The sequence below is a fragment of the Syntrophus buswellii genome (assembly GCF_046097065.1).
Classification (GTDB): Bacteria; Desulfobacterota; Syntrophia; order Syntrophales; family Syntrophaceae; genus Syntrophus; species Syntrophus buswellii.
In genome coordinates, this window is the sequence record NZ_CP175563.1 from 489788 (window position 1) to 510495 (window position 20708).

20 protein-coding genes and 1 tRNA gene are annotated in these 20708 nt (G+C 56.7%); 14 read left to right on the forward strand and 7 right to left on the reverse strand.

Translation table 11 applies throughout. From position 1 onward, the window contains the following. Genes mlaD through ACJ77P_RS02175 form a run of 4 tightly spaced genes read left to right on the forward strand, consistent with a single transcriptional unit; the run spans position 1 to position 3042 of the window. Positions 1–471 carry an outer membrane lipid asymmetry maintenance protein MlaD gene (gene mlaD, locus ACJ77P_RS02160; RefSeq protein WP_367360717.1) on the forward strand — a complete coding sequence of 157 codons (471 nt, stop codon included), beginning with the start codon at positions 1–3 and terminating at the stop codon, positions 469–471. 20 nt (positions 472–491) lie between these two features. Continuing rightward, complete coding sequence (locus ACJ77P_RS02165) at positions 492–1091, forward strand: phospholipid-binding protein MlaC (RefSeq protein ID WP_367360716.1); 600 nt, start codon at positions 492–494, stop codon at positions 1089–1091. Between the two features lie 32 nt (positions 1092–1123). Further along, positions 1124–2188 carry an MlaA family lipoprotein gene (locus ACJ77P_RS02170; RefSeq protein WP_408998878.1) on the forward strand — a complete coding sequence of 355 codons (1065 nt, stop codon included), beginning with the start codon at positions 1124–1126 and terminating at the stop codon, positions 2186–2188. Between the two features lie 44 nt (positions 2189–2232). Continuing rightward, positions 2233–3042, forward strand: a complete 810-nt coding sequence (locus ACJ77P_RS02175; protein WP_367360714.1) for a hypothetical protein — start codon at positions 2233–2235, stop codon at positions 3040–3042. Here ACJ77P_RS02175 and ACJ77P_RS02180 read toward each other — a convergent pair. The 6 genes from ACJ77P_RS02180 to ACJ77P_RS02205 form a co-directional block, all read right to left on the reverse strand. Next, positions 3039–3407, reverse strand: coding sequence for a DUF3135 domain-containing protein (locus ACJ77P_RS02180; protein ID WP_367360713.1), 369 nt, complete (start codon positions 3405–3407; stop codon positions 3039–3041). The two genes, ACJ77P_RS02175 and ACJ77P_RS02180, sit on opposite strands and share 4 nt — an antisense overlap. Before the next feature lie 461 nt (positions 3408–3868). Continuing rightward, positions 3869–4255 carry a hypothetical protein gene (locus tag ACJ77P_RS02185; RefSeq protein ID WP_408998879.1) on the reverse strand — a complete coding sequence of 129 codons (387 nt, stop codon included), beginning with the start codon at positions 4253–4255 and terminating at the stop codon, positions 3869–3871. A gap of 539 nt (positions 4256–4794) precedes the next feature. After that, positions 4795–6327, reverse strand: coding sequence for an ATP-binding protein (locus ACJ77P_RS02190; protein ID WP_408998880.1), 1533 nt, complete (start codon positions 6325–6327; stop codon positions 4795–4797). 11 nt (positions 6328–6338) lie between these two features. After that, positions 6339–7703 carry a 30S ribosomal protein S12 methylthiotransferase RimO gene (rimO, locus tag ACJ77P_RS02195; RefSeq protein ID WP_367360710.1) on the reverse strand — a complete coding sequence of 455 codons (1365 nt, stop codon included), beginning with the start codon at positions 7701–7703 and terminating at the stop codon, positions 6339–6341. Beyond that, positions 7700–9907, reverse strand: coding sequence for a DNA translocase FtsK (locus ACJ77P_RS02200; protein ID WP_408998881.1), 2208 nt, complete (start codon positions 9905–9907; stop codon positions 7700–7702). The genes rimO and ACJ77P_RS02200 overlap by 4 nt, the downstream gene beginning before the upstream one ends. A 1-nt stretch (position 9908) precedes the next feature. After that, positions 9909–10670 carry a lysophospholipid acyltransferase family protein gene (locus ACJ77P_RS02205; RefSeq protein WP_367360708.1) on the reverse strand — a complete coding sequence of 254 codons (762 nt, stop codon included), beginning with the start codon at positions 10668–10670 and terminating at the stop codon, positions 9909–9911. 211 nt (positions 10671–10881) lie between these two features. Between ACJ77P_RS02205 and rfaE1 the strand changes: the two genes are divergently transcribed. From rfaE1 to ACJ77P_RS02245, 8 genes are all read left to right on the forward strand, one after another. Next, positions 10882–11880, forward strand: coding sequence for a D-glycero-beta-D-manno-heptose-7-phosphate kinase (gene rfaE1 / locus ACJ77P_RS02210; RefSeq protein ID WP_367360707.1), 999 nt, complete (start codon positions 10882–10884; stop codon positions 11878–11880). Next, positions 11877–12410: a DUF4416 family protein gene (locus ACJ77P_RS02215; protein ID WP_367360706.1), complete on the forward strand. Its 534-nt coding sequence runs from the start codon at positions 11877–11879 to the stop codon at positions 12408–12410. Before rfaE1 ends, ACJ77P_RS02215 begins: the two co-directional genes overlap by 4 nt. A 55-nt stretch (positions 12411–12465) precedes the next feature. After that, positions 12466–13350: a YicC/YloC family endoribonuclease gene (locus tag ACJ77P_RS02220; protein WP_367360705.1), complete on the forward strand. Its 885-nt coding sequence runs from the start codon at positions 12466–12468 to the stop codon at positions 13348–13350. Further along, on the forward strand, positions 13343–13975 hold the full coding sequence (gene gmk / locus ACJ77P_RS02225) for a guanylate kinase (RefSeq protein WP_367360704.1): 633 nt from the start codon (positions 13343–13345) through the stop codon (positions 13973–13975). The genes ACJ77P_RS02220 and gmk overlap by 8 nt, the downstream gene beginning before the upstream one ends. A gap of 36 nt (positions 13976–14011) precedes the next feature. After that, positions 14012–14287 carry a DNA-directed RNA polymerase subunit omega gene (gene rpoZ, locus ACJ77P_RS02230; protein ID WP_408998882.1) on the forward strand — a complete coding sequence of 92 codons (276 nt, stop codon included), beginning with the start codon at positions 14012–14014 and terminating at the stop codon, positions 14285–14287. After that, positions 14277–15020: an orotidine-5'-phosphate decarboxylase gene (gene pyrF / locus ACJ77P_RS02235; protein ID WP_408998883.1), complete on the forward strand. Its 744-nt coding sequence runs from the start codon at positions 14277–14279 to the stop codon at positions 15018–15020. Before rpoZ ends, pyrF begins: the two co-directional genes overlap by 11 nt. 159 nt (positions 15021–15179) lie before the next feature. After that, a complete protein-coding gene (gene rlmB, locus ACJ77P_RS02240) occupies positions 15180–15932 on the forward strand; it encodes a 23S rRNA (guanosine(2251)-2'-O)-methyltransferase RlmB (RefSeq protein ID WP_367360701.1) in 753 nt (250 codons plus the stop codon). A gap of 245 nt (positions 15933–16177) precedes the next feature. Further along, positions 16178–17389 carry a type II secretion system F family protein gene (locus tag ACJ77P_RS02245; RefSeq protein ID WP_367360700.1) on the forward strand — a complete coding sequence of 404 codons (1212 nt, stop codon included), beginning with the start codon at positions 16178–16180 and terminating at the stop codon, positions 17387–17389. Positions 17390–17392: 3 nt separating this feature from the next. Here the strand turns inward: ACJ77P_RS02245 and ACJ77P_RS02250 are convergent. Next, positions 17393–17469 (reverse strand) — tRNA-Pro (locus tag ACJ77P_RS02250). 236 nt (positions 17470–17705) lie between these two features. On the opposite strand from ACJ77P_RS02250, the gene ACJ77P_RS02255 reads away from it, so the two are divergent. Beyond that, entirely contained in the window at positions 17706–18122 is a 417-nt protein-coding gene (locus ACJ77P_RS02255; RefSeq protein ID WP_367360699.1) for a DUF1178 family protein, read from the forward strand. 269 nt (positions 18123–18391) lie between these two features. Next, on the forward strand, positions 18392–20701 hold the full coding sequence (gene cysS / locus ACJ77P_RS02260) for a cysteine--tRNA ligase (RefSeq protein WP_408998884.1): 2310 nt from the start codon (positions 18392–18394) through the stop codon (positions 20699–20701). Positions 20702–20708: the final 7 nt, after the last annotated feature.

The following is a 20708-nucleotide window of genomic DNA, read 5'->3' on the forward strand; positions in this document are numbered from 1 at the left end:
ATGAAAAAATATGCCATGGAAACGACCGTGGGTATCTTTATTGTTTTCGGATTGATTCTGATCGGTTACATGACCGTGAAGCTCGGGCATGTCTCCCTGTTCGGCGATGACACCTATAGGCTTATTGCCCGCTTTACCTCCGTCTCCGGTTTGAGGGCCGGCAGCACCGTGGATATGATGGGCATCGAAATCGGCAGGGTGGAAAGGCTTTTCATAGACCAGAAGGACCTGAGAGCGGTTGTGGAGATGAAGATCAAAAAGGACATCAAGATTTATGACGATGCCATCGCTTCGATTAAGACGGAGGGATTGATCGGAGACAAGTATCTCAGCATCGATCCGGGAGGAGGGGGCGAACTCCTGCGCCCGGGTGGGGCGATCATTGAGACGCATCCGGCATTGGATATCGAAAGCCTCATCGGCAAATATGCCTTCGGTGAGATCAAAAAAGAGACAGACAGCGCTGAATAGGAGACAGAAAAGGATTCGCCATGAAAAAACACCTCGGAATTGCAATCGTTTTATGGTTTGTACTTTCGCTGTTGCCGTCGCCGGCCTGTGCCGGTGCGGCCACGGACACGCTGAAGATTCATGTCAACAAGGTGCTTGAAATTCTAAAGGATCCGGCGCTTAAGCCGGCATCGGCCAAGGAGGTCAAAAAGGATAAGCTCCGAGCTATTTACGTCCTCATGTTCGATGAAGTGGAGCTGTCCAGGCGGGCCCTGGCCAGGAACTGGAACAGCCTCAACGCCGCTCAGCGCGAGGAGTTCGTTCACCTCTTCCGGCAGGTGCTTGAAAAAACCTACGCGGACAGGATTCTCGCCTATGCCAACGAGAATGTTATTTTTGACAGGGAAACCATGCTTTCGGACAACCAGGCCGAAGTGACAACGAGAATTCTGTCATCCTCAAAGACGATTCCGTTCACATACCGCATGATCCGGAAGGGGAATACCTGGAAAGTCTATGACGTCGTTGTGGAAAACGTCAGCCTGATCCAGAATTACCGTACGCAGTTCAATGAAATACTGGCAAAAAACACCCCGGAACAGATGCTTCAGACCCTGAGGAAAAAGGTGAAAGAAACGTAGTCTCCAGAGCACAGGAAAAGGGGATCCCGGCCATGAAACATTTCTGTTTGACCGTTCTTTTTCTCGTTCTTCTTGCAGGCGTTGGTGCTCCGCGTGCCGACGCCTCGTCTGCCGTGGCGACCTCAGCCTCGGCGCCGATTCTTCTCCCGAGTGCGGGCAACTCGAACCAGCTTGAGCCGGCTTCGCAGGAACCTCCGGCAAGAGAGTCAAAGCCTGATCCGGGAAGCGTCGAAAGCCCTGCAATGGCCGAACCCTCAGCCGCTGAGCCTGAGAGCAGGGCGGTGCCGGCAGGGAGTGCGCCGGAAAGCGTCGCTCCGGGGACGTCCCCGGAGCTTCCGGAGGAGGAAAAGAGGAATGGGCATACCGATGATCTGGAGTCGGACTATGTTCCGGAGGAAGAGGGAGAAGCGCCGGTAACCCTCTATGACCCTCTGGAGCCTTTCAACCGGGCCATGTACCATGTTAACGACAAGCTCTACTTCTGGCTGCTCAAGCCTGTATCTCAGACTTATGGCGAGGTTGTTCCCGAGCCCGCGAGAATCAGCGTCCGGAATTTTTTCTCAAATCTCGCCTTTCCAGTCCGGTTTCTCAGCTGCCTGCTTCAGGCCGATTTCAGCGGCGCCGTCAAGGAATCGGGACGTTTTGTTGTGAACACCCTGTGGGGAGTTGGTGGACTTCTGGATCCCTCATCGAAAAACGAACTGGATCTTCCCAAACAGAATGTCGATCTGGGACAGACCCTGGGGATTTACGGCCTGGGGCCCGGCTTCTACATCGTCTGGCCGGTCCTGGGACCGTCCAGCCTCCGGGATACGGTTGACATTGCCGGAAGGCATTTCCTTTCCCCCGTCTCCTATCTGAATCCCTGGTATGCCCCCATGACGGTGAGGGGATACGAGGCGGTCAACGATACCTCCTTGAGGATTGGTGATTATGAGGCGCTCAAGGGGGCGGCGATCGACCCCTATCTCTCCATCCGGGATGCCTTTGCCCAGTACCGGAAGCAGAAAATTGAAGCGCGGAAAAAACATCTGACGAAACAGCTCCCGTCCGGAGAGGGAAAAATGCCCGTGAGCGTCGGCAGCGGGATTGAATAAGAGCAACCCTGACAAGGGATGATGCAGAGGTTCCGGAGGTCTCAATGGCGAAACTACTGATGAAATTTCTAGGGATGTCCCTTCTGTTGGTCCTTTTTTCTGTCCCGGGAACTGCTGCCGCGGGCGGCCTGTTCGGCCCCCCGCAGTCGCTTTCAAGGGAGAAAGGCGGATTGAACACGACCGTTGGGTTTGACTATCATGAGGATAAATTCGAGGGTAACGGGACCTGCGTATTCCGGCAGAACCGGGTATATTCGCAGGTGGCCTATGGCGGCGCCCGCCACCTCTGGGAAGTTTACGGGAGAATCGGGATCGCCGATCTGGAGATCGAAGATGGTTTCCGTTCCAGGATAAATACGACCACCTCTTCTCCCGATGATTTCGAGGAAAATGAAACGCCTTTCGGTGCCCTGGGGGCCAAGGTCTTCCTTCCCCTGGGAGGGGCTTTCGGCATCGGCGCTTTTCTTCAGGGTTCCTTCTTCTTCGGCGATTTCGGAGACGAGGTCAGGGGGCATTGGAATGGCGCCCCCTACAAGGCGGAACTCAACGTCAGGGATCTGTGGGAGATCACGTCGGGGATCAGCGTATCAGCCACCGCCGCCCGCGGGATCATCCTGTATGCCGGTCCCTTCATCCATTACTCGGAAGCCCGTGTGACCTCCTCCCGCCATGTTTCTGGAATCCCGTTGCTGGAAGAAGACGCCACTATGAAGAATAAAACGGAGATCGGCGGTTATGGAGGAATTTCCGTGCCCCTGGGCAGGGGGTTTCATCTTAACGCGGAAGGCCGATATTCGGAGAGGTTTTCGGCCGGCGTCGCCGTAACCTACACCTACCAGAACGGCGGGCTCTAAGAATCCGGCTCATCATCGAAGGCGCTGTAGTTTCTCTCCAGGCTCTTCAGGCATTCATTGAACTGCAGGATGCCGGGCTCCCAGTTGTTGTGAAAATTGTCCCAGAACAATGTCTGGGCCAGCACGAACCGATTGTGGGCTGATCCGGCGTGCTTCATTTTCGTTTCGAAGGAAGCCTGCAGAGCTCGCAGCCGCTGGCGCAGATCTTCATCCTCGACACTGCTGAAAAACTCATCGAGAAGCCGCTTGCGCTCCCGTTCAAAGGCCAGGCGGTCTTCTTTAAAAAGCCTGGCCATCCGCGCGTGACGCTTCTCCGATTCCTCTCTTCGCTTTTCACTCTCTTCTTCCCACTGGGGCTGGTTCATGGGAGCCTCCTCATTGTTTAGCCTCAGAACTCGCATCACGAGGATGGTGGCGTTTCTTTTGAACCGAATATGCCCTGAATGCCCGAGGAGGGCAATACCTGGAATTCCTTATTTTGGTCTAAGAATTAGGTGGAAATTGGAGGGGGCTATCCAATCACCGTAATCTTGAATATCCGGTCATTCTGTGAGTTCCTTTCACATTTCAGGTTGCAGGATCATCCTTGAAATTTCAAAGATCATGAAGGAACTTTCAAGGGTTGGTATGGGAGTATGTAAAGGGAGACGAAACAGGTGCGGGTGCGTCACCAATCGTTGCACAGTGACTACAAGGGGAGACAGGGAGGGGTTGCACAGACCAGCCGCACGCAGAGCCTGTCGTCTTTTGAAGTCGTCCGTTCCAGAGCTACGCCTGCCACTGCCAGTTCTTAATATTCTTCATTTTATTGTTTCGGTGCCATTGGCTATGCGGATGTTGATATCCTGGATGACATCGCATATGTTTGCTTCAAATGCCACAGGGCAGTTTGGCCGCGCCCCTCTTGATAGACCAGACCGTCTGCTTCAAGCTCTTTCATGATCCGATAGACCTGCTGGCGGCCCAAGTCTGTGAAGCTCCTGATGTCGGAATTGCGGAGAGGACGATCCTTAAGCAAGGACCGGATGAGGACCTTGATCGCTTCCAGATCCAATCTTCGCGTTATGTCATAGGCCACCCCTTCATTGAGAATGGCGGCTGCCTTACGGGAAAGTCGATAGGTTGTCCCTTTCCCTGTTCCGCACTTGTCCGGACCGCGCTGATCTTCATAGAGAATCTTCAGGGCCATGAGGTTGTCGCCGAAAATGAGCATGTTTCGCCAGCCATCCGGAAAGGGATTGTCCGTATTGAAGGTGCGTACCTCCTGGAGGGGGCCGGCCAGGGTTTCCGCAATGACGTCTTCCCGCGTTTTTTCTCTGAGTAAACAAGCTGATCAATCTTCGTCAACGCCACATAATCCCTGACCTCCAAGGGAAAGAGCCGGGACTTGTAGATTTCAGGAAGGGGTTTTCCTTACTGGAGGAGTCGAATGATGGTTTCTCTATCGTTTTCAGTGGGTATGGGCATGCTTTCAAAAATCCTGTTTTCGGGTGTTGGTCCAACGGGGCAGATTTAAAGAAAAAGGGGTTGAAAGACCCCGCTCCCCTGATTCAGAAGATCCTGTCGTGTCGGGATTTGATAAATTCAACCCAACGAATAAATTGCTTCCCGATGGCCTCGATCATGATGATATCCAATCCTATTGGAAGATCTTCTCTTTTATATCAAAAGATTTGCGGTAAAGCGTTTTACACCTCACCCAATTTCCGAAATCGGATGATTAGGGAATTTCACCGGACGATTATCGGATGATTACGCCCGTTCTCCTGTAAGAACATAGCGGATTGAACGCCCACGCCCTCTCCTTTCGATGATGTGCAGGTCAAGAAGCAACTGGATATCGCGATAGGCTGTATCACGCACCACGTTGAACGTGTCCCGGATCCACTTATTGGTGACGCTGCCGCCCTCTTGGATCTGCATCACAATTCTTCGCTGTCGCTCATTGAGCCGGGCTTCCATGGCGGGAGTAATGAAGCCCGGCGCATCGGTAGGCGGCCTCAGGCGGTCGTAGTTGCCGGCCGGTCCGGGCAGTGTGACCACGAAAAAGCCGTCCTGCTGATCGAGAACGGGCGGATCGAGGCCGTGGTTGAGCATGGCGTCGCGCATGCGGGCGAAGCCCGTTCCCCGCTGCTCCATTTTATCCAGGATGCAGAGGCCCTGGGCGATCAGGGGATTCCTCGAACAGGGGCGGTAGTTGCCTTTTCGCAATTTGGCCAGGGTGATCGGTTTGAGCGGGTAGCCGGGGCTGGCGATCTCGATGCGGTTGCTGAAGAGGCGGACGAAGACTTTGCGCGAAGCGTCCTCGTAGTTGCGGTGGGCAACGGCGTTCAGGAGGGCTTCCCGGATGGCCGCCTGTGGATACTCATTGAGGCGGATGCTGTTGAGGCCGACCACGCGCCGGGGATGGAAGGTGTGAGCGTCGATGAAGGCAAGGATCTCTTCCAGGGCATGGGGAAGCGGGGCGTTTACGTTCAGCTGACCTTTGGGTCGGCCCGAGATGCGCGTATCGTCGTAGGCATCGACGAGGATTTCGCATTGGGGAAAACGAAAGGCGGGATGTTCGCCGAAAAGAACGAGTGCCGCTGCGCTGGCGCAGAATGCGGCCGGATGATCGCAGCGGAGCAGGAGACCCCGGGCATGGAGCACCTCGGCGGCAGACCATGTTTCGTGGATATCGCCGGGAATCCGGCCCTTGAATTCCTCGATCAGCCGCTGATCGAGTTCGCTGACCGGCACATCCCGCAGCATGGCTGTCTCGAAGGACGAGGCCGCTTCAATCAGGTGTTCGCTTTCGTTTTGCTCGGCGCTGGTGGCCTGAATCCCGAATTGTTCGGCCAGGGTGCGCAGGAGCGCCCGGAGCATTTCCGGCTTGAGGTCTTCCCGATCATGAAATCTCTTGTAGGTGTGGCCGGCCTTTTTGATCTCTTCGATGAAGGCCCGCGTCTCCGGCAAGCGGCCTTCATCGGTCATCCCCTTGAGAAAAATCAGGGAGGGAAGCTTGAGCTCCCGGGCGAGGCGGTATTCGTGGTGGGTGGCCGAAAGGCCCCCGTCCGGTCGACCGTACTCCGTTCCGACGAGGAGCACGTAAACGGAGCATTCGCGAAGCCTGTCGAGATAGGGCATGGAAGCGGGGCGGGAAGAGGCAGGCTCCCGTTCAAATAGGATCGGGCTGCAATGCTGCATCAGAAAGGGGTCCGTGGCAATGAGGCCTGAGACGGCGGCCCGCTCCAGTTCGAGCTCCTTCTGGACAGAACTGATGAAGATGCGCTTTTTATCAGGCATGTCGGCCCTCTTCAATACGGCGATCCAACAGGCTCTGCAAAGAGATCGTAGTCGTCTGCCGCAACGATCCGGCAGGGGACGAGGGAGCCGGGCGGAAGGGCCTGGTTTCCGCCTTTTACATAGGTCACCCCGTCGATTTCCGGGGCCTGGCGGCGGCAGCGCCCCACGAAGGGATAGTCGGGATGGCCACTCGGGCCTTCAATGAGCACCTCCTGGAGGGAGCCCACGAGGGTCGAATTGATCTCGTTGGAAATGACCGCCTGCTCCTCCATGAGCAGATTGCGCCGGGCCTTTTTGGTCCGCTCCGAGACCTGGCGGGGCAGCTTGTCCGCAGGCGTCCCCTCTTCCGGGGAATAGGGAAAGACCCCGAGATGATCAAAGCGGATCTCCTGGACAAACGCCAGGAGGCGGTTGAATTGAGCCGGTGTCTCTCCGGGGAAACCCACGATGAGTGAGGTCCGCAGGGCGAGGCCTGGGATGACCTCCCGGGCGCGGCTCAGCCTCTTCCGGATCCGGCGGCTGTCGCCTTGGCGCTTCATGGCCTTGAGAACGGCGTCGTCGATGTGCTGGATCGGGACATCCAGGTAGGGGCAGATCCGGTCATGCTCCGCGATGACCGCGAAGAGTTCGTCCGCCAGGCCGGATGGATAGGTGTAGAGAAGGCGGATCCAGGCCAGGCCCTCCAGGGCGGCCAGTTCCCGGAGGAGAAGGGCCAGGGTGGGCCTTCCGGGCAGGTCGCGGCCGTAGGCGGTGGTGTCCTGGGCGATCAGGATCAGTTCCCGGATGCCGCGATCGGCCAGGCCTTGCGCCTCCTCGAGGAGATCATCGACGGGCCGGCTGCGGGCCTTTCCCCGGATCTCGGGGATGACGCAGTAGGCGCAGCGATGCGAACAGCCCTCGGCGATTTTGAGGTAGGCGCTGAAGGTCGGCGCGGAAAGGAGGCGGGGATGGCCGGCATTCATGAGGAAGAGGGGCGGGGTCACCACGGCGCGGTTTGCCTGCGCATCGAGTTGCCCGTCTCGCAGCTTCCGGAGATGATCGGCGATGTTCGGCACTTCCGATATCCCCAGAAAGAGGTCCACCTCGGGGATCTCCGCCGCCAGCTCCACGCCGTAGCGCTGGGGCAGGCAGCCGGTAACGATGAGATGCCTGCAGTTCCCCTGCCTTTTCCATTCGGCGAGCCGGAAGATTTCATCGATGGATTCCTCCCGGGCCGGCAGGATGAAGGCGCAGGTGTTGAGAAGCACGATTTCGGCCTCTTCCGGCGTGGAGACGATCCGGCAACCGGCCTGGGCCAGCAGGGCGGCCATCACCTCCGAATCCACGAGATTTTTCGGGCAGCCGAGGTTGACGACGTGAACGGTGCTTTCTATCATCGCGGCAGCTTCCCGACCAGGACTTTCCGGGGTTTCGCGCCGTCGGAAGGCCCGACGATGCCCTCCGACTCCATCCGTTCGATGAGGCGGGCGGCCCGGTTGTAGCCGATCTTCATGTAGCGCTGGACGAGGGAAATGGAGGCCTGTCCCAGGTCCGTCACCAGTTCCACGGCCTCGTCATACTTTTCGTCAACGACCTCATTCCCCTTTTCCCCCTCCCGCATATCCGAGTCCGCTTCGTAGCGGGAAATGGATTCGTCGTAGGTGGGCTGTGCCTGCGTCTTGATGTATTCCGTGATGCGTTCGATCTCCCGGTCGGAGACGAAGGCCCCGTGAATCCGCGAGATCTTGGCGGTTCCGGGGGGCAGGAAGAGCATGTCGCCGGATCCCAGCAGGCTTTCCGCGCCCTGCTGATCCAGGATGGTGCGGGAATCCACCTTGGAGGAGACCTGGAAGGAGATGCGCGTGGGGAAGTTGGCCTTGATCAGGCCGGTGATGACATCCACCGAGGGGCGCTGGGTCGCCAGCATGAGGTGGATGCCCGCCGCCCGGGCCATCTGGGCCAGCCGGGTCAGGGAGTCCTCTACATTCTTCTGGGCGACCATCATGAGGTCCGCCAGCTCGTCGATGATAATGACGATATAGGGCAGTTTGGAAGGCAATGCACTCTGCGGCGCTCCTTCGGAGGAGGGCGCCAGTCCGGGCAGGGGCTGCTGCGGCGCGGCCGTCGCAAGGGCCTTGTTGTAGGAATCGATGTTCTTCACGCCCGACGCGGCGATCAGCTGATAGCGCCGCTCCATCTCCTCCACGGCCCACTTGAGGACCTGGGCGGCCTTCTTGGGGTTCACCACCACGGGGTGGAGGAGATGAGGGATCCCTTCATAGGAAGAGAGTTCCAGCCGCTTGGGATCGATCATGAGGAACTTGACATCCTCGGGCGCGGCTTTGAGCAGGATGCTGCAGATCATGGCATTGAGGGAAACGCTCTTCCCCGATCCGGTGGTCCCGGCGATGAGGAGATGGGGCATGCGGGTCAGGTCCGCGACCATGGGGTTGCCGACGATATCCTTGCCCAGGGCGATGGGAAGGACGAGGCGGGATTCGCGGAACGTCTCGCTGTCCAGGACCTCCCGGAGATAGACGGTTTCCCTGTTGCCGTTGGGGATTTCAATGCCGACGGCGGCCTTGCCGGGGATCGGGGCCATGATCCGGATGCTGGGCGCTTTCAGGGCCAGGGCGAGGTCATCGGAAAGGGTGGTGATCCGGTTGATCTTGACTCCCGGCGCCGGCTCCAGCTCGTAGAGGGTGACGACGGGTCCGGGCTGAACCTCCACGACCTTCCCCACCACGCCGAAATCGGCCAGGGTCTTTTCAACGGTGCGGGAGTTGGCCAGCAGGGAGTCCTTCCTGACCTTCGCGTCCCTGCGCTCCTTGTAGTCCAGCAGGGTAAGGGGCGGCAGCGTATACCCTCCTCCACGCCGCACAACGGGGACGAGGGGGGGCGGTTCCGGCGGGTTGGCCTTTTCCCCGGCCGGCGGGGCCGCCGGCTTCCGGGTATGAATGCGGGGGATCTTTTCCTTCCTTTCCGGGAGGATGGCTCTTCCCCTGCGGAACAGGGACATCAGGGCCGGCCCGCCCGCCGCCAGATTCGCCTTCAGGAGGCTTCCCAGGGACAGCAGGGAGAACCGGAACAGGATCATCAGGGAGACAGTCAGGACAAACAGGAGCAGGAGCGCTGTGCCGGCGGAGCCAAGGGAGGAAGAAAGCAGTCCTGTCAGCGCCTTTCCCAGCAGACCGCCGGGCTGATCCTGCACGTCGTGGAGGCTCAGCGCCGGAGCCAGAAGAGAAAGGAGCCCGGAGGAAGAAAGCATCAATCCGGAAAATCCAATGAAGATTTTTTTGCCTGTCCTGAAATCCGGCCGGACAAAATACAGAATGGAGAGGGTCAGCAATCCGGCGGGCAGGAGGAAAATGCTCATCCCGAAGAACCACAGAAGGGCATAGGAAAGGTGAGCGCCGAACCGGCCGATGAGGTTATGGACCGGTCCCCCCGGCGGGACGTAATGGCCGATGGATGGGTCCTGCGGGGAATAGGAAAAAAGGCACAGCAGCAGGAACAGGGCCGCCGTCAGGCTGATGACGCCGGGAATCTCGTGCCTCCATGAAGAACGGGAAGGCGGATGGTTTGAAGATTTCGTTTCCACCTCAAACTCCCTTTTTTATTCCGGTGTGGTGAGCGGCCGAACCGGGCTTGGGAGGGGATGAATCGTTCCGGTAATTTTCAACAATGGTATTACGCACCTCGTCGATGAGCTGGTGGCGCGTTTCAATGGAATAGTTCGCCGCGTCGATCGGCTTGTCAAAAATCAGCTTCACGCCGCCCGGAGTGATCTTCAGAGAGCGTTTCCGCATGATGGCCCCGCTTCCGATGATCGTTACCGGGACGACAGGTACGCCGGCCGAGATCGCCAGATGAAAGACCCCCTGTTTGAAAGGCTGGATCGTCCCATCGCCGCTTCTCGTCCCTTCGGGGAAGGTCATGACGGAACGGCCCCTTCGAATGATCTGGGCGGCATTCTCCAGGCTTCTCAGGGCGCTGTCATGATTTCTCCGGTCAATGGGAATGTATCCCGCATTGCGCATGGCGGTGCCGAAAAGGGGAATGCTGAAGAGCTCCTGCTTGGCGATCCAGCGGAACTGAACGGGAATGCAGGCCAGGGCCACCAGGGTATCGATGTCGCTCTGGTGATTGGCGGCAAAGATCTGGGGTCTGTCCAGGAGGACATGGCGCAGGCCGGATATTTCCACGGGTATCGAGGAGAGGGCCAGCAGCATCCTGGCCCAGAGCTGCGCCAGTCTGTGGATGCGGTTCTCGCCCGCGCCAAGGAGGGAGAAGGCCACCGCCCAGAAAGAGAAAAAAGCGGTAATGGACACACCCACAAAAATTAGGAGAATCGACCGGATCATGAACGCGTTTCCCAGAGTAAACCTGTTTATTATTCTAAGCATTTCCCTCTACTTGATAATTCATGTGAAGTCAATCAGGAATAGACCGGCAAAACCGGGAGCGGGATTTCAGGGCAAGAAATGATTTGACAAACATGCCTCATGGTACTAGCATCGGTCGCCCTCAAAGGAATAAAATTCGCTTGAAAATCTAATATTTGATAAATCTGATATGAAAAAAGTTCTGGACAGGAAGAGAGCGCGGGAAATTGTTGAACGTTTCTCCGAGGCCCGCGTGCTGGTTGTCGGAGATGTCATGGTGGATCATTTTATCCGGGGGAGGGTCGCCCGGATTTCTCCCGAGGCGCCGGTTCCCGTTGTGGATGTTTCCGGGGACCGTCTCCTTCTCGGCGGTTGCGCCAATGTCATCAATAATATCTATGCCATGGGAGGAAGGGTATACGGCGCCGGGATCGTCGGCGAGGATGCCATGGCCGAGCGGATCCGGGAAGAGTTCCGCGGGAGGAACATTGATCCGGCGGGGCTGGTGGTCGAAACGGGGCGCCCGACGACCCTGAAGACAAGGATTATTGCCCACGGACAGCAGGTGGTCCGGTTCGATCGGGAGAGCCGGCAGACGGCGGATGCGGAGAGCATTGAAAAACTGCTTGCCTATGCCCGGACGCTACGGGGAGAACTGGGAGCCATCGTGGTTTCCGATTACGGCAAAGGGGTTGTCACCAGGGAGCTGATGACGGGCCTTCTTGAGGTCGTGGCCGGAACGGATATCGTGGTCTGCGCCGATCCCAAGAGAAACGACCTGTCCCTGTATTCGGGGGTGGACATCATAACCCCCAATCATCATGAAGCGGGCAGGGCCGTCGGCGTGGATGCGCCGACAGGGGATGAGCTTGTCCGGGTCGGAAAGGAACTGCTGTCCCGCTACAATTTCCGGTCCCTGCTGATCACGCGGGGAGAGGAAGGGATGAGCCTTTTTGAAAGAGACGGGCAAGGGGGGGGAATTCTGCATACCCTTTTCCCGACGGAAGCCCGGGAGGTGTTTGACGTCACCGGCGCGGGGGATACGGTGATCGGTGTCTTCGCCCTGTGCATGGCTTCGGGGGCCAGCTTCCGGGAAGCGGCGGCGATCTCCAACTGCGCCGCGGGCATCGTCGTCGGCAAGGTGGGAACGGCAACGGTGACCCGCCAGGAGTTGAAAAAGGTCCTATGAGCCGGCCTCGCGAAGCTGAAGCGGTCAAGCTGATCATGAGTCTGTTTGCCGTGGATCGGGACGTACTGCGCGACATTCTGGCCTGCGTGATCGAAACTTACGGGGAGACGGACTTCATCAGCGGCCTGCTTCCCTTCGACTATACGTCTTACTATGCCGAGGAGATGGGGTCTTCGCTGCTGAGGCGGTTTGTGTCCTTCGAGCGCCTCATCCCCCCGGAAAGCCTTCCCGATATCAAGAACCGGACCAATTCCCTGGAGGACCGGTTTGCGGTGGCCGGAAAGAGGACGGTCAATATTGATCCCGGCTACATTGCCAAGGCCCATCTGATTCTGGCCACGGGCAAGGGGTATACCCATCGGCCCTATCTCCGGGACGGGATTTACGCGGACTTGACCCTGATGTACAGTCATAAAACCTTTTCAACACTTCCCTGGACGTATCCCGATTACGCGGAAAAATCCTCGATTGAAATGTTCAACAAGATCCGCGCCAGGTATGTCGAGCAGTTGAAGAGCCGGAAGGGCTGAAACAGACGCAGCCTGCCGTGCGTGGAAGGAATTTTAAGGAATAGGGGAACAAGACATGATCAGCAGTATGACCGGTTATGGACGGGCGGAATCCACGGATAACACAAGAAAGATCGTGGTTGAGATGAGGTCGCTCAATCACCGATACCTGGAGGTGTCCCTTCGCCTCCCAAACCTTTTCCTCCCGATGGAGATGGAGATCAAAAGAAAGGTCGGCGAGCACTTTTCCCGCGGCCGGATTGATGTGTCCATCAAGATGGATGCCGACAATGGAGGGGAGGGTGAAAACCGATATTCCCTCAACCTGCCCTTGTTGAAAAATTATTTTTCTCTGCTGGTTGAGATGAAAAATGAATTGAATCTTGCGGATGAGATTACCCTGGAGCTGTTGTCGCGCTTCAAGGACGTGATGACCCCCGTGGAGGCGATCCCCGATTTGCAGGCCTGCTGGGGAAAGGTGGAGCCGGTCTTTTATGAAGCGCTGGCGGAGCTGAAGGCTATGCGGAAGACGGAAGGAGACATCCTCTATCGGGATCTCGTGGACCGGATTGGCTATATCCGCACATCTCTCGACGGGATCGTCCAGAGAACGCCGGTGCTCCTCGAGGAATATCACGCCCGCCTGGTAGCCCGCGTTCAGGAATTGACCAAGGGGCTGGTCGTCGATGAGGCGCGCCTGGCCCAGGAAGTGGCGGTCATGGCGGAGCGGAGCGATATTACGGAAGAAACCGTCCGTTTCCGCAGCCATCTCGAACAATTTGAGGCCATGATGAACAGCGCGGAGGCCGTGGGAAGGAAAATTGACTTTCTCATCCAGGAAATGGGCAGGGAGATCAATACAATCGGTTCCAAGAGCAGCGACGCCCAAATTTCCCGGCGGGTGATCGAGATCAAGAGTGAACTGGCGAAATTGAGAGAGCAGGTGCAGAATATTGAATAAGTCCGATGGGAGACCCAGGGGAATCTTTCTCGTCCTGTCCGCTCCCTCCGGTGCGGGCAAGACGTCTATCCGCCGAAAATTTTTCGAACGGCATCCCGAGGTTCAATTTTCCGTTTCCTATACCACCAGGAAACCCAGACCGGGAGAAGTTGACGGAAAGGACTACTTCTACATTTCCGAGGCGGAATTCCGGGAACGGATCGAGCAGGGTGAATTTGCCGAATGGGAGGAGAATTACGGTCACTGTTACGGGACATCCGGGAAAATGATGGACCGCTTTTTGGATCAGGGTCGGGATATGCTCCTGGATATCGAAATGAGGGGGGCAAAGACATTGAAAAAGAATTACTCCGGTGGTATCTATGTCTTCGTTTTGCCTCCCTCTTTGGCTGAGTTGAAGTCGAGGCTGCAAAACAGGGGAGAATCGGACGCCGAAATAAAGAAACGCCTGGGCCAGGTCCTTCAGGAAATAGAAGAGGCGCTCGGGTATGATTATGTCATCTTTAATGATTCACTGGATCGGGCGGTCGACTCTCTTCAGGCGATTTATCTGGCTGAAAAAAGCCGGACGGAAAGAAGAATAAAACAGATTCAGGACATCCTCGATGAGGAAAAAGAGGATTAACACAGGGAATATATTTTTCAGGGAGGCCTGTTCAGCATGGCAAGAATAACTGTTGAAGACGCTCTGCAAGTTACCGGGAACCGCTTCGCCCTGGTTCTGCTGGCGGTGAAACGATCCAAGCAGCTTTTGAAAGGTTCGCAACCATTAACCAATACACGCAACAACCGGGAGATTGTCGCTGCGCTCCGGGAAATTGCCGATAACAAGGTTTATTTTTCCCACCCGGAATATCTCATGGGGGCCAAGGAAGATTTTAAGCTCATCGTTGATGATACGACAGAATTTATCGGTGACGAAGACTATGTCGAATGAGGCGGCGCGGGAAAAGCTCATCTTTGCCTTGGACATGGGAAGGGGATTCGACGAGGCCATGTCCTGGGTCCGGCTTCTCACGGGGCATGTCGGGCTGTTCAAGGTCGGCAAGGAGGCCTTCACCCGTTTCGGCCCCAGGCTCGTCGAGGAGATCCAGAAGGCGGGGTCACGGGTTTTTCTGGATCTCAAGTTCCATGACATCCCCAATACGGTTGCCAGAGCCGCTGAAGGCGCCGTGGAGATGGGGGTGGCCATGTTCAATGTCCATGCGCTGGGCGGGATGAGCATGATGGCAGAGACCGCGAAGGCCGTGCGGGAGACGGCGCGGAAGCGGGAGCTTCCCGAGCCGGTCGTTCTCGGGGTGACGGTCCTGACCAGCCTGAACGACGACGATCTCAGGGCCCTGGGCTTCTCCTGCTCAACGGCGGAGCTGGTTCTGAGGCTGGCGCGCATGGCCCGGGACGCCGGTCTTTCCGGGGTCGTTGCATCGGCGCAGGACGTCGAGGCGATCCGGAAGGCATGCGGCGAGGGCTTTGCCATCGTAACGCCGGGGATTCGCGGATCGGCCAGGGTGGCCGGAGATGATCAGAAGCGCGTCCTCACCGCTGAAGAGGCCATCCGGCGGGGCTCGGATTACCTGGTCGTCGGTCGGCCGATTCAGACGGCGGAAGACCCCGTGGCTGCTGCGGATGAACTCTGCAGAGAGATCGCCCGGGGGCTGACGGCGGGATAAGTTCCCCTCAGATTGGAGGGGTTTTCCCGGTGGCGGATCTCCACGGCCGCCCCGCATCAGGCTTGATGTCCGCCGGCGGTTCTCTATCGCCCTGGCGGGATTATTCGGGGTCTTGTTCGAGATGGGCCTCACGTACGTACCGGATCGGCAGGGATGTCCATGGAAGTCATTTATGGCGTCAATCCTTTGAAGGAGGCGCTGATCAGCGGCCGCGGGGGCGTGGAGAAAATCGTTTTGGCCCGGGGTCGGACCGAAGCGGCGATCCGCGAGATTCGAATCCTGGCCGCTCAACAGGGTGTGCCTGTTGAGGTCCGGGAGCGGTCGCACCTGGATGAACTGACCGGGAAGGCTTCTCACCAGGGCGTACTCGGCATATGCAGGGCTTATCACTACCAGGACCTGGATGCGGTGATCGCCAATCGGCATCCGTCCTGCCTGTACGATCTGGTGCTCATTCTGGACGGGATCACAGATCCCCACAATCTGGGTGCCCTTATCCGAACGGCGCACTGTTTCGGCGCCAACGGGGTCATCCTTCCCGAGCATCGTGCGGCTTCCGTGACAGCCACCGTTATTAAAACCTCCGCAGGGGCTGTCCGCCATCTCCCGGTGGCCCGTGTCGCCAATATGGCCCGTGCCCTTGATGAACTCAAAACGCGGGGCTTCTGGATTTTCGGAGCTGACGCGCAGGCCTCCCAATCCGTATCGGCCCCGGATTATTCGGGGGCCGTAGGTCTGGTCATGGGGGCTGAAGGTAAGGGGATGCGGCCCCTCATCCGGAAGAAGTGCGATTTCCTCATCTCCATCCCGATGCTTGGGAAAATCGATTCGCTCAATGTATCCGTCTCAGCGGGGATTGTATTGCATGAAATCCGGCGGAAACAATCCCGCCATCCTGCAGGACAGCGGTAACAATCCCCTTCCCTGATCAAACCACTTCTTTTCATCGGCCCTCTTCTCGGCTTCCCAACCCGATTTTGCCTGTGACCGCGTCGGCTCCGCCCGCCGAATCGATCTCATGTTGGAACAGGGTGCAAGCCGGGACGACAACAGGGAACGTTTCTTGAAATAAAATTTCTTCCAATGCCTTTTGCTATCTGGAAGAGTTGCCACGGTTTTTTTTCACGGAGCGTCCTGAATAAGAAGGAGTTGTCGTCATGACGGAGTTAGTATGGGAAGCAACCACCCGCAGAGGTGAGGTCAAGAAAGGTGAAATGAAGATTGCCGATGAAGCGGCGTTGAAAAGGCTGCTACGGAGGCAGGGATATCGGTCGATATCGATCAGGAAAAAGCCCAAGGACCTTCTTGAATATCTGCCGTTTCTTCAACAGAAAGTCAAAGAGAAGCAGGTTGTCGTTTTTGCCCGTATCTTTTCGACGATGATCGACTCCGGCCTTCCCCTGATTCAATGTCTTGATCTTCTGGGGCAGCAGGAAACCAACAAAACCTTCGCCAAGGTCATCACGGCCATCAAGGAAGATATTGAAGGTGGAGCTTCTTTGACGGATGCGCTGAAAAAATACCCTCAGATTTTTGACGAACTCTTTGTCAATCTCATTGCAGCCGGAGAAAGCGGCGGCATTCTGGATGTCATCCTGGGAAGACTTTCCACCTATATGGAAAAAGCCATGAAACTCAAACGCAAGGTCAAGGGAGCCATGACGTACCCGATCAGCGTCCTGGTAATCTCCATCGGCGTGGTGACGCTGCTGCTTCTGAAGGTGATTCCCGTATTCCAGAAAATGTTTGCCGATATGGGTGGTGCCCTGCCGGCGCCGACTCAGTTCCTGGTCAATTGCAGCGAATTCATGCAGCACTATTTCGTTTATATGGTTGCGGCGGTCATTGCCGCGATTTTCGCCTTCAAGCAGTTTTACAGAACCGAACAGGGGAATGTTCTTGTGGACCGGGCGCTTCTGAAGCTGCCCGTTTTCGGACCGCTCCTTAAAAAGGTAGCCGTGGCCAAATTCACCCGGACCCTTTCCACAATGATGAGCAGCGGCGTTCCCATTCTCGACGGCCTGGCCATTGTGAGCAGAACGTCCGGAAACAAGATCGTCGAGGAGGCGCTGATGAACACGCGGCGCAGTATCAGTGAAGGGAAAACGATCGCAGAACCCCTTGAAGCATCGGGGCTGTTTCCTCCCATGGTTGTTCAGATGATCGCGGTAGGGGAGCACACCGGCGCGTTGGATGCCATGCTGGCTAAAATCGCTGATTTTTATGATGATGAAGTGGACGCGGCGGTAAGTGCCATGACCGCGCTCCTGGAACCTTTCATGATGGTGTTTCTGGGGGGTGTTGTCGGCGGAATGATCATCGCCATGTATCTGCCGATCTTCCAGATGGCTTCCGTGGTGGGCGGATAAAAATGGTCGGGATGGCGCGATTTGAACGCGCGACTCCTGCGTCCCGAACGCAGTGCCCTACCAAGCTGGGCCACATCCCGACAGGGGGATGTTCATATAAAATTTATCCGGAAATGTCCATCTTTATTTGCATGATCCAAAATAAAATATTTCCCTGCACCTTTGAAAAACCGCTGTCGAATGGCGTAAATTGAAGACTTTTTCACCAGATCCTGCTGGAAGATACCTGTTGTCCGACCCGTCGTGCTGCTGCTCTATTGTTTTTTGACTGTTAACATGGTATTGAAGAGGAAAGATAATTAAAGAGGTAGTATTCTTGATTATTTATGATCTGAAATGTGAAAAAGGACACACATTCGAGGGGTGGTTCAAGGACCGGAAGGCCTTCGAGAAACAGAAGGAGCAGAAGATGATTGCCTGTCCGGTTTGTGGAAGCTTTGAAGCCCGGGAACTCCCTTCTTCGCCGAAGATCGTGACGCGACACTCAGGAAGGGATTCCGAAAAGAACTCCCCCAAGGCCCATCGGCCAAGCGTGCTGCAGAAATTTCACGAATACATCAATAAACACTTCGAGGATGTCGGCGAGCGTTTTGCGGAAGTGGCCTTGAACATCTTTCACGGCAAGGAGGATCCGAGAAACATCAAGGGGACTACGACGAAGCGGGAAGAGGATGCGTTGAAGGACGAAGGCGTGAAATTTATTAAGGTTCCCCTTCCCAAGCTGGACAGCTGATTCCAGGTCCCCGTCGGAGAGAAGATCACAGCGAACAATGCGCCGGGGTCGACACCCGGAAGCCGGCAGGCCGCCGTTATTTCATTAAATGAAGATCACACCCGAACAGAACTTTCACAAAGGCAAAGTCCAGAGCCATCATTAATATTTTCACCCCCGCGTCCTGACAGATGACACCCACGGATCGTCCCTTTCCGGTGGTAGGAACAGTGTTGCAGACAAGCGGCACAGCCGTGATCAAAAGGCGGTGTTGGACTGAAAAGAGAAAGATGAAGAAACTCTACAGCAATATTATTGAGTCGATAGGCAATACGCCACTTGTTGAGATTCGCAGGTTGAATCCGAATCCGAAGGTAAAGATCTATGCCAAGCTGGAAAGTTTCAACCCGGGTGGATCCATCAAGGACCGGACGGCCCTGTACATGATCAGCGAAGCTGAAAAGCGGGGGGAACTGACCCCGGATAAAATCATACTGGAGGCGACCAGCGGCAACACGGGCATAGGGCTCGCCCTCATTGCGGCGGCCAAAGGCTACCGGTTGTGCCTGGCCATGGCGGAATCGGCCAGTGAGGAAAGGAAGAAAATTCTCAAGGCCCTGGGGGCCGAACTGTATTTTACCCCGGCCGGCATGGGGACGGACGGTGCCATTGAAGAGGTCTACAGCATGATGCGGGAAAATCCGGACCGCTATTTCGTCCCGGACCAGTTTAACAATCCCGATAACATCCTGGCTCACTATTACGGAACGGCAGAGGAGATCTGGCAACAGACCGATGGGAAGGTCACCACGGTCATCGCCACCATGGGAACGACAGGGACGGCGATGGGGCTGTCTCGAAGGCTGAAGGAGCACAATCCGGAGGTCCGGGTGGTGGGAGTGGAGCCCTATCTTCAGCACCGCATTCAGGGCCTGAAAAATTTAAAGGAATCCTACGTGCCCGGGATTTTTGATAAGCAGAGGCTTGATGAAAAAGTCCATATCCAGGATGAGGATGCCTATGAGACGGCCAGAAGGTTGGCCCGGGAGGAGGGCATTCTGGCGGGGATGAGTTCCGGGGCGGCCATGTACGTGGCGATGCAGAAGGCTCGAGAGATGGACGAAGGCTTCATCGTTGTGATCTTTCCCGACAGCGGTGAGCGGTACCTGAGCACCGAGCTGTTCATGGACAAGGAAGAATCGACCATCCGGTTTTACAATGTCCTGTCACGGAGCAAAACCTTCTTCCGGCCCATCAATCCGGAGATGGTCCTGATGCATTCCTGCGGCCCCACGATCCATGAAGTCCCGCACATCGGCAGCTATCGCCGGTTCGTGGTCTCCGACCTGATCCGCCGCTATCTCGAATTTCGAGGCTATCCGGTTAAGCATGTCCTGAACATTATCGACCTTGCGGACCGCTCCATCCGGGGCGCCGAGCGGGAAAATACGGATCTGGCCGTCTATACGGCCCGCTGCGCCGATGCCTTTCTCCGTGACATCGAAAAGCTCGGCATCAAAAAGGATGAGAATTATCCCCGGGCCAGCGAGAATTTTGACTGCATGCTGGAGCTGGTGGATGAACTGGTCGAGAGGGGATTTGCCTATGAAAAACTGCGGTCTGTTTATTTCGACATCTCGAAATTAAGAGATTACGGATGTCTCTCCAATGTCGACCTCACCCGGGTTCAACACGGACGGACGATTGATCTGGATTACTATGAAAAGGACAGCCCCGTTGATTTTACCCTCTTGAAGCGATCCACGCTCAGTGAGCTGAAGCGGGGCGTGTTCTTCAAAACCCGCTGGGGTAACGTCCGGCCGAGCTGGCACCTCGAATGCGCCGCCATTGCCCGGCATTACCTGGCGGAGACGTTCGACATCCATGCGAGCGGTTCCGATATCATCTTCCCCCACTGCGAGAATGTCATGGCCATCGGCAAGGCCGCCACGGGCAGGAAGATCGCGAATTACTGGATCAATACGGACCTGGTCATGGTCGGCGGAAAAAAGATGTCCCGGTCGCTCAACAATGCCCTGACCCTTGAGGACCTGGAGAAGAAAGGCTATTCCGGCAGGGAGGTCCGGTTTTTCCTGTTCAGCTCACATTATCGGAAACCGCTTAACTTTTCGTTTGGAGCCCTGGATACGGCAAAATATACGGTCCTCAAACTCAATGGCTTCATCCAGCGTCTGATCCGCTTCAAGGCCGGCAGCGGCTATCCCGAACTGGAGCAGTCGATGTACGATCTCCGGCAGGGATTTATCGGCGCCATGGATGATGATCTGAACATATCCGGGGCGCTGGCCGCCCTCTTCGCCTTCGTCAAGAAAGTCAGTGTCCCCCTTGCCGGGGGCCTCTTGACCCTTGAGCAGCGCGATTCGGTCCTGGAGGCCATGAAGAAGGTCGATTCCGTTTTCGGAGTGATGAAGTTTGAAGAGGAGCAGATCAGCGGGGAGGCCAGGCGCTTGATGAAGGAGAGAGAGGCCCTGCGTGCTGCGGGGCGGTGGGCGCAGGCGGATGAGATCCGTCAGAAGCTGCTCGAGATGGGGGTTGTGGTGGCCGATACGCCGGAAGGCATGGTCTGGCGTCTGAAATAACGGAAGC

Excerpts from the sequence above, each read along its gene's own strand:
- ACJ77P_RS02165 (WP_367360716.1), top strand. The coding sequence starts at position 492 with ATGAAAAAACACCTCGGAATTGCAATCGTTTTATGGTTTGTACTTTCG.
- ACJ77P_RS02205 (WP_367360708.1), bottom strand. The coding sequence starts at position 10,670 with ATGATCCGGTCGATTCTCCTAATTTTTGTGGGTGTGTCCATTACCGCT.
- rfaE1 (WP_367360707.1), top strand. The coding sequence starts at position 10,882 with ATGAAAAAAGTTCTGGACAGGAAGAGAGCGCGGGAAATTGTTGAACGT.
- cysS (WP_408998884.1), top strand. The coding sequence starts at position 18,392 with ATGAAGAAACTCTACAGCAATATTATTGAGTCGATAGGCAATACGCCA.
- ACJ77P_RS02215 (WP_367360706.1), top strand. The coding sequence starts at position 11,877 with ATGAGCCGGCCTCGCGAAGCTGAAGCGGTCAAGCTGATCATGAGTCTG.
- pyrF (WP_408998883.1), top strand. The coding sequence starts at position 14,277 with ATGTCGAATGAGGCGGCGCGGGAAAAGCTCATCTTTGCCTTGGACATG.
- mlaD (WP_367360717.1), top strand. The coding sequence starts at position 1 with ATGAAAAAATATGCCATGGAAACGACCGTGGGTATCTTTATTGTTTTC.
- ACJ77P_RS02175 (WP_367360714.1), top strand. The coding sequence starts at position 2,233 with ATGGCGAAACTACTGATGAAATTTCTAGGGATGTCCCTTCTGTTGGTC.
- ACJ77P_RS02170 (WP_408998878.1), top strand. The coding sequence starts at position 1,124 with ATGAAACATTTCTGTTTGACCGTTCTTTTTCTCGTTCTTCTTGCAGGC.
- ACJ77P_RS02185 (WP_408998879.1), bottom strand. The coding sequence starts at position 4,255 with ATGCTCATTTTCGGCGACAACCTCATGGCCCTGAAGATTCTCTATGAA.
- ACJ77P_RS02245 (WP_367360700.1), top strand. The coding sequence starts at position 16,178 with ATGACGGAGTTAGTATGGGAAGCAACCACCCGCAGAGGTGAGGTCAAG.
- ACJ77P_RS02220 (WP_367360705.1), top strand. The coding sequence starts at position 12,466 with ATGATCAGCAGTATGACCGGTTATGGACGGGCGGAATCCACGGATAAC.
- ACJ77P_RS02190 (WP_408998880.1), bottom strand. The coding sequence starts at position 6,327 with ATGCCTGATAAAAAGCGCATCTTCATCAGTTCTGTCCAGAAGGAGCTC.
- rimO (WP_367360710.1), bottom strand. The coding sequence starts at position 7,703 with ATGATAGAAAGCACCGTTCACGTCGTCAACCTCGGCTGCCCGAAAAAT.
- rlmB (WP_367360701.1), top strand. The coding sequence starts at position 15,180 with ATGGAAGTCATTTATGGCGTCAATCCTTTGAAGGAGGCGCTGATCAGC.
- rpoZ (WP_408998882.1), top strand. The coding sequence starts at position 14,012 with ATGGCAAGAATAACTGTTGAAGACGCTCTGCAAGTTACCGGGAACCGC.
- ACJ77P_RS02180 (WP_367360713.1), bottom strand. The coding sequence starts at position 3,407 with ATGAACCAGCCCCAGTGGGAAGAAGAGAGTGAAAAGCGAAGAGAGGAA.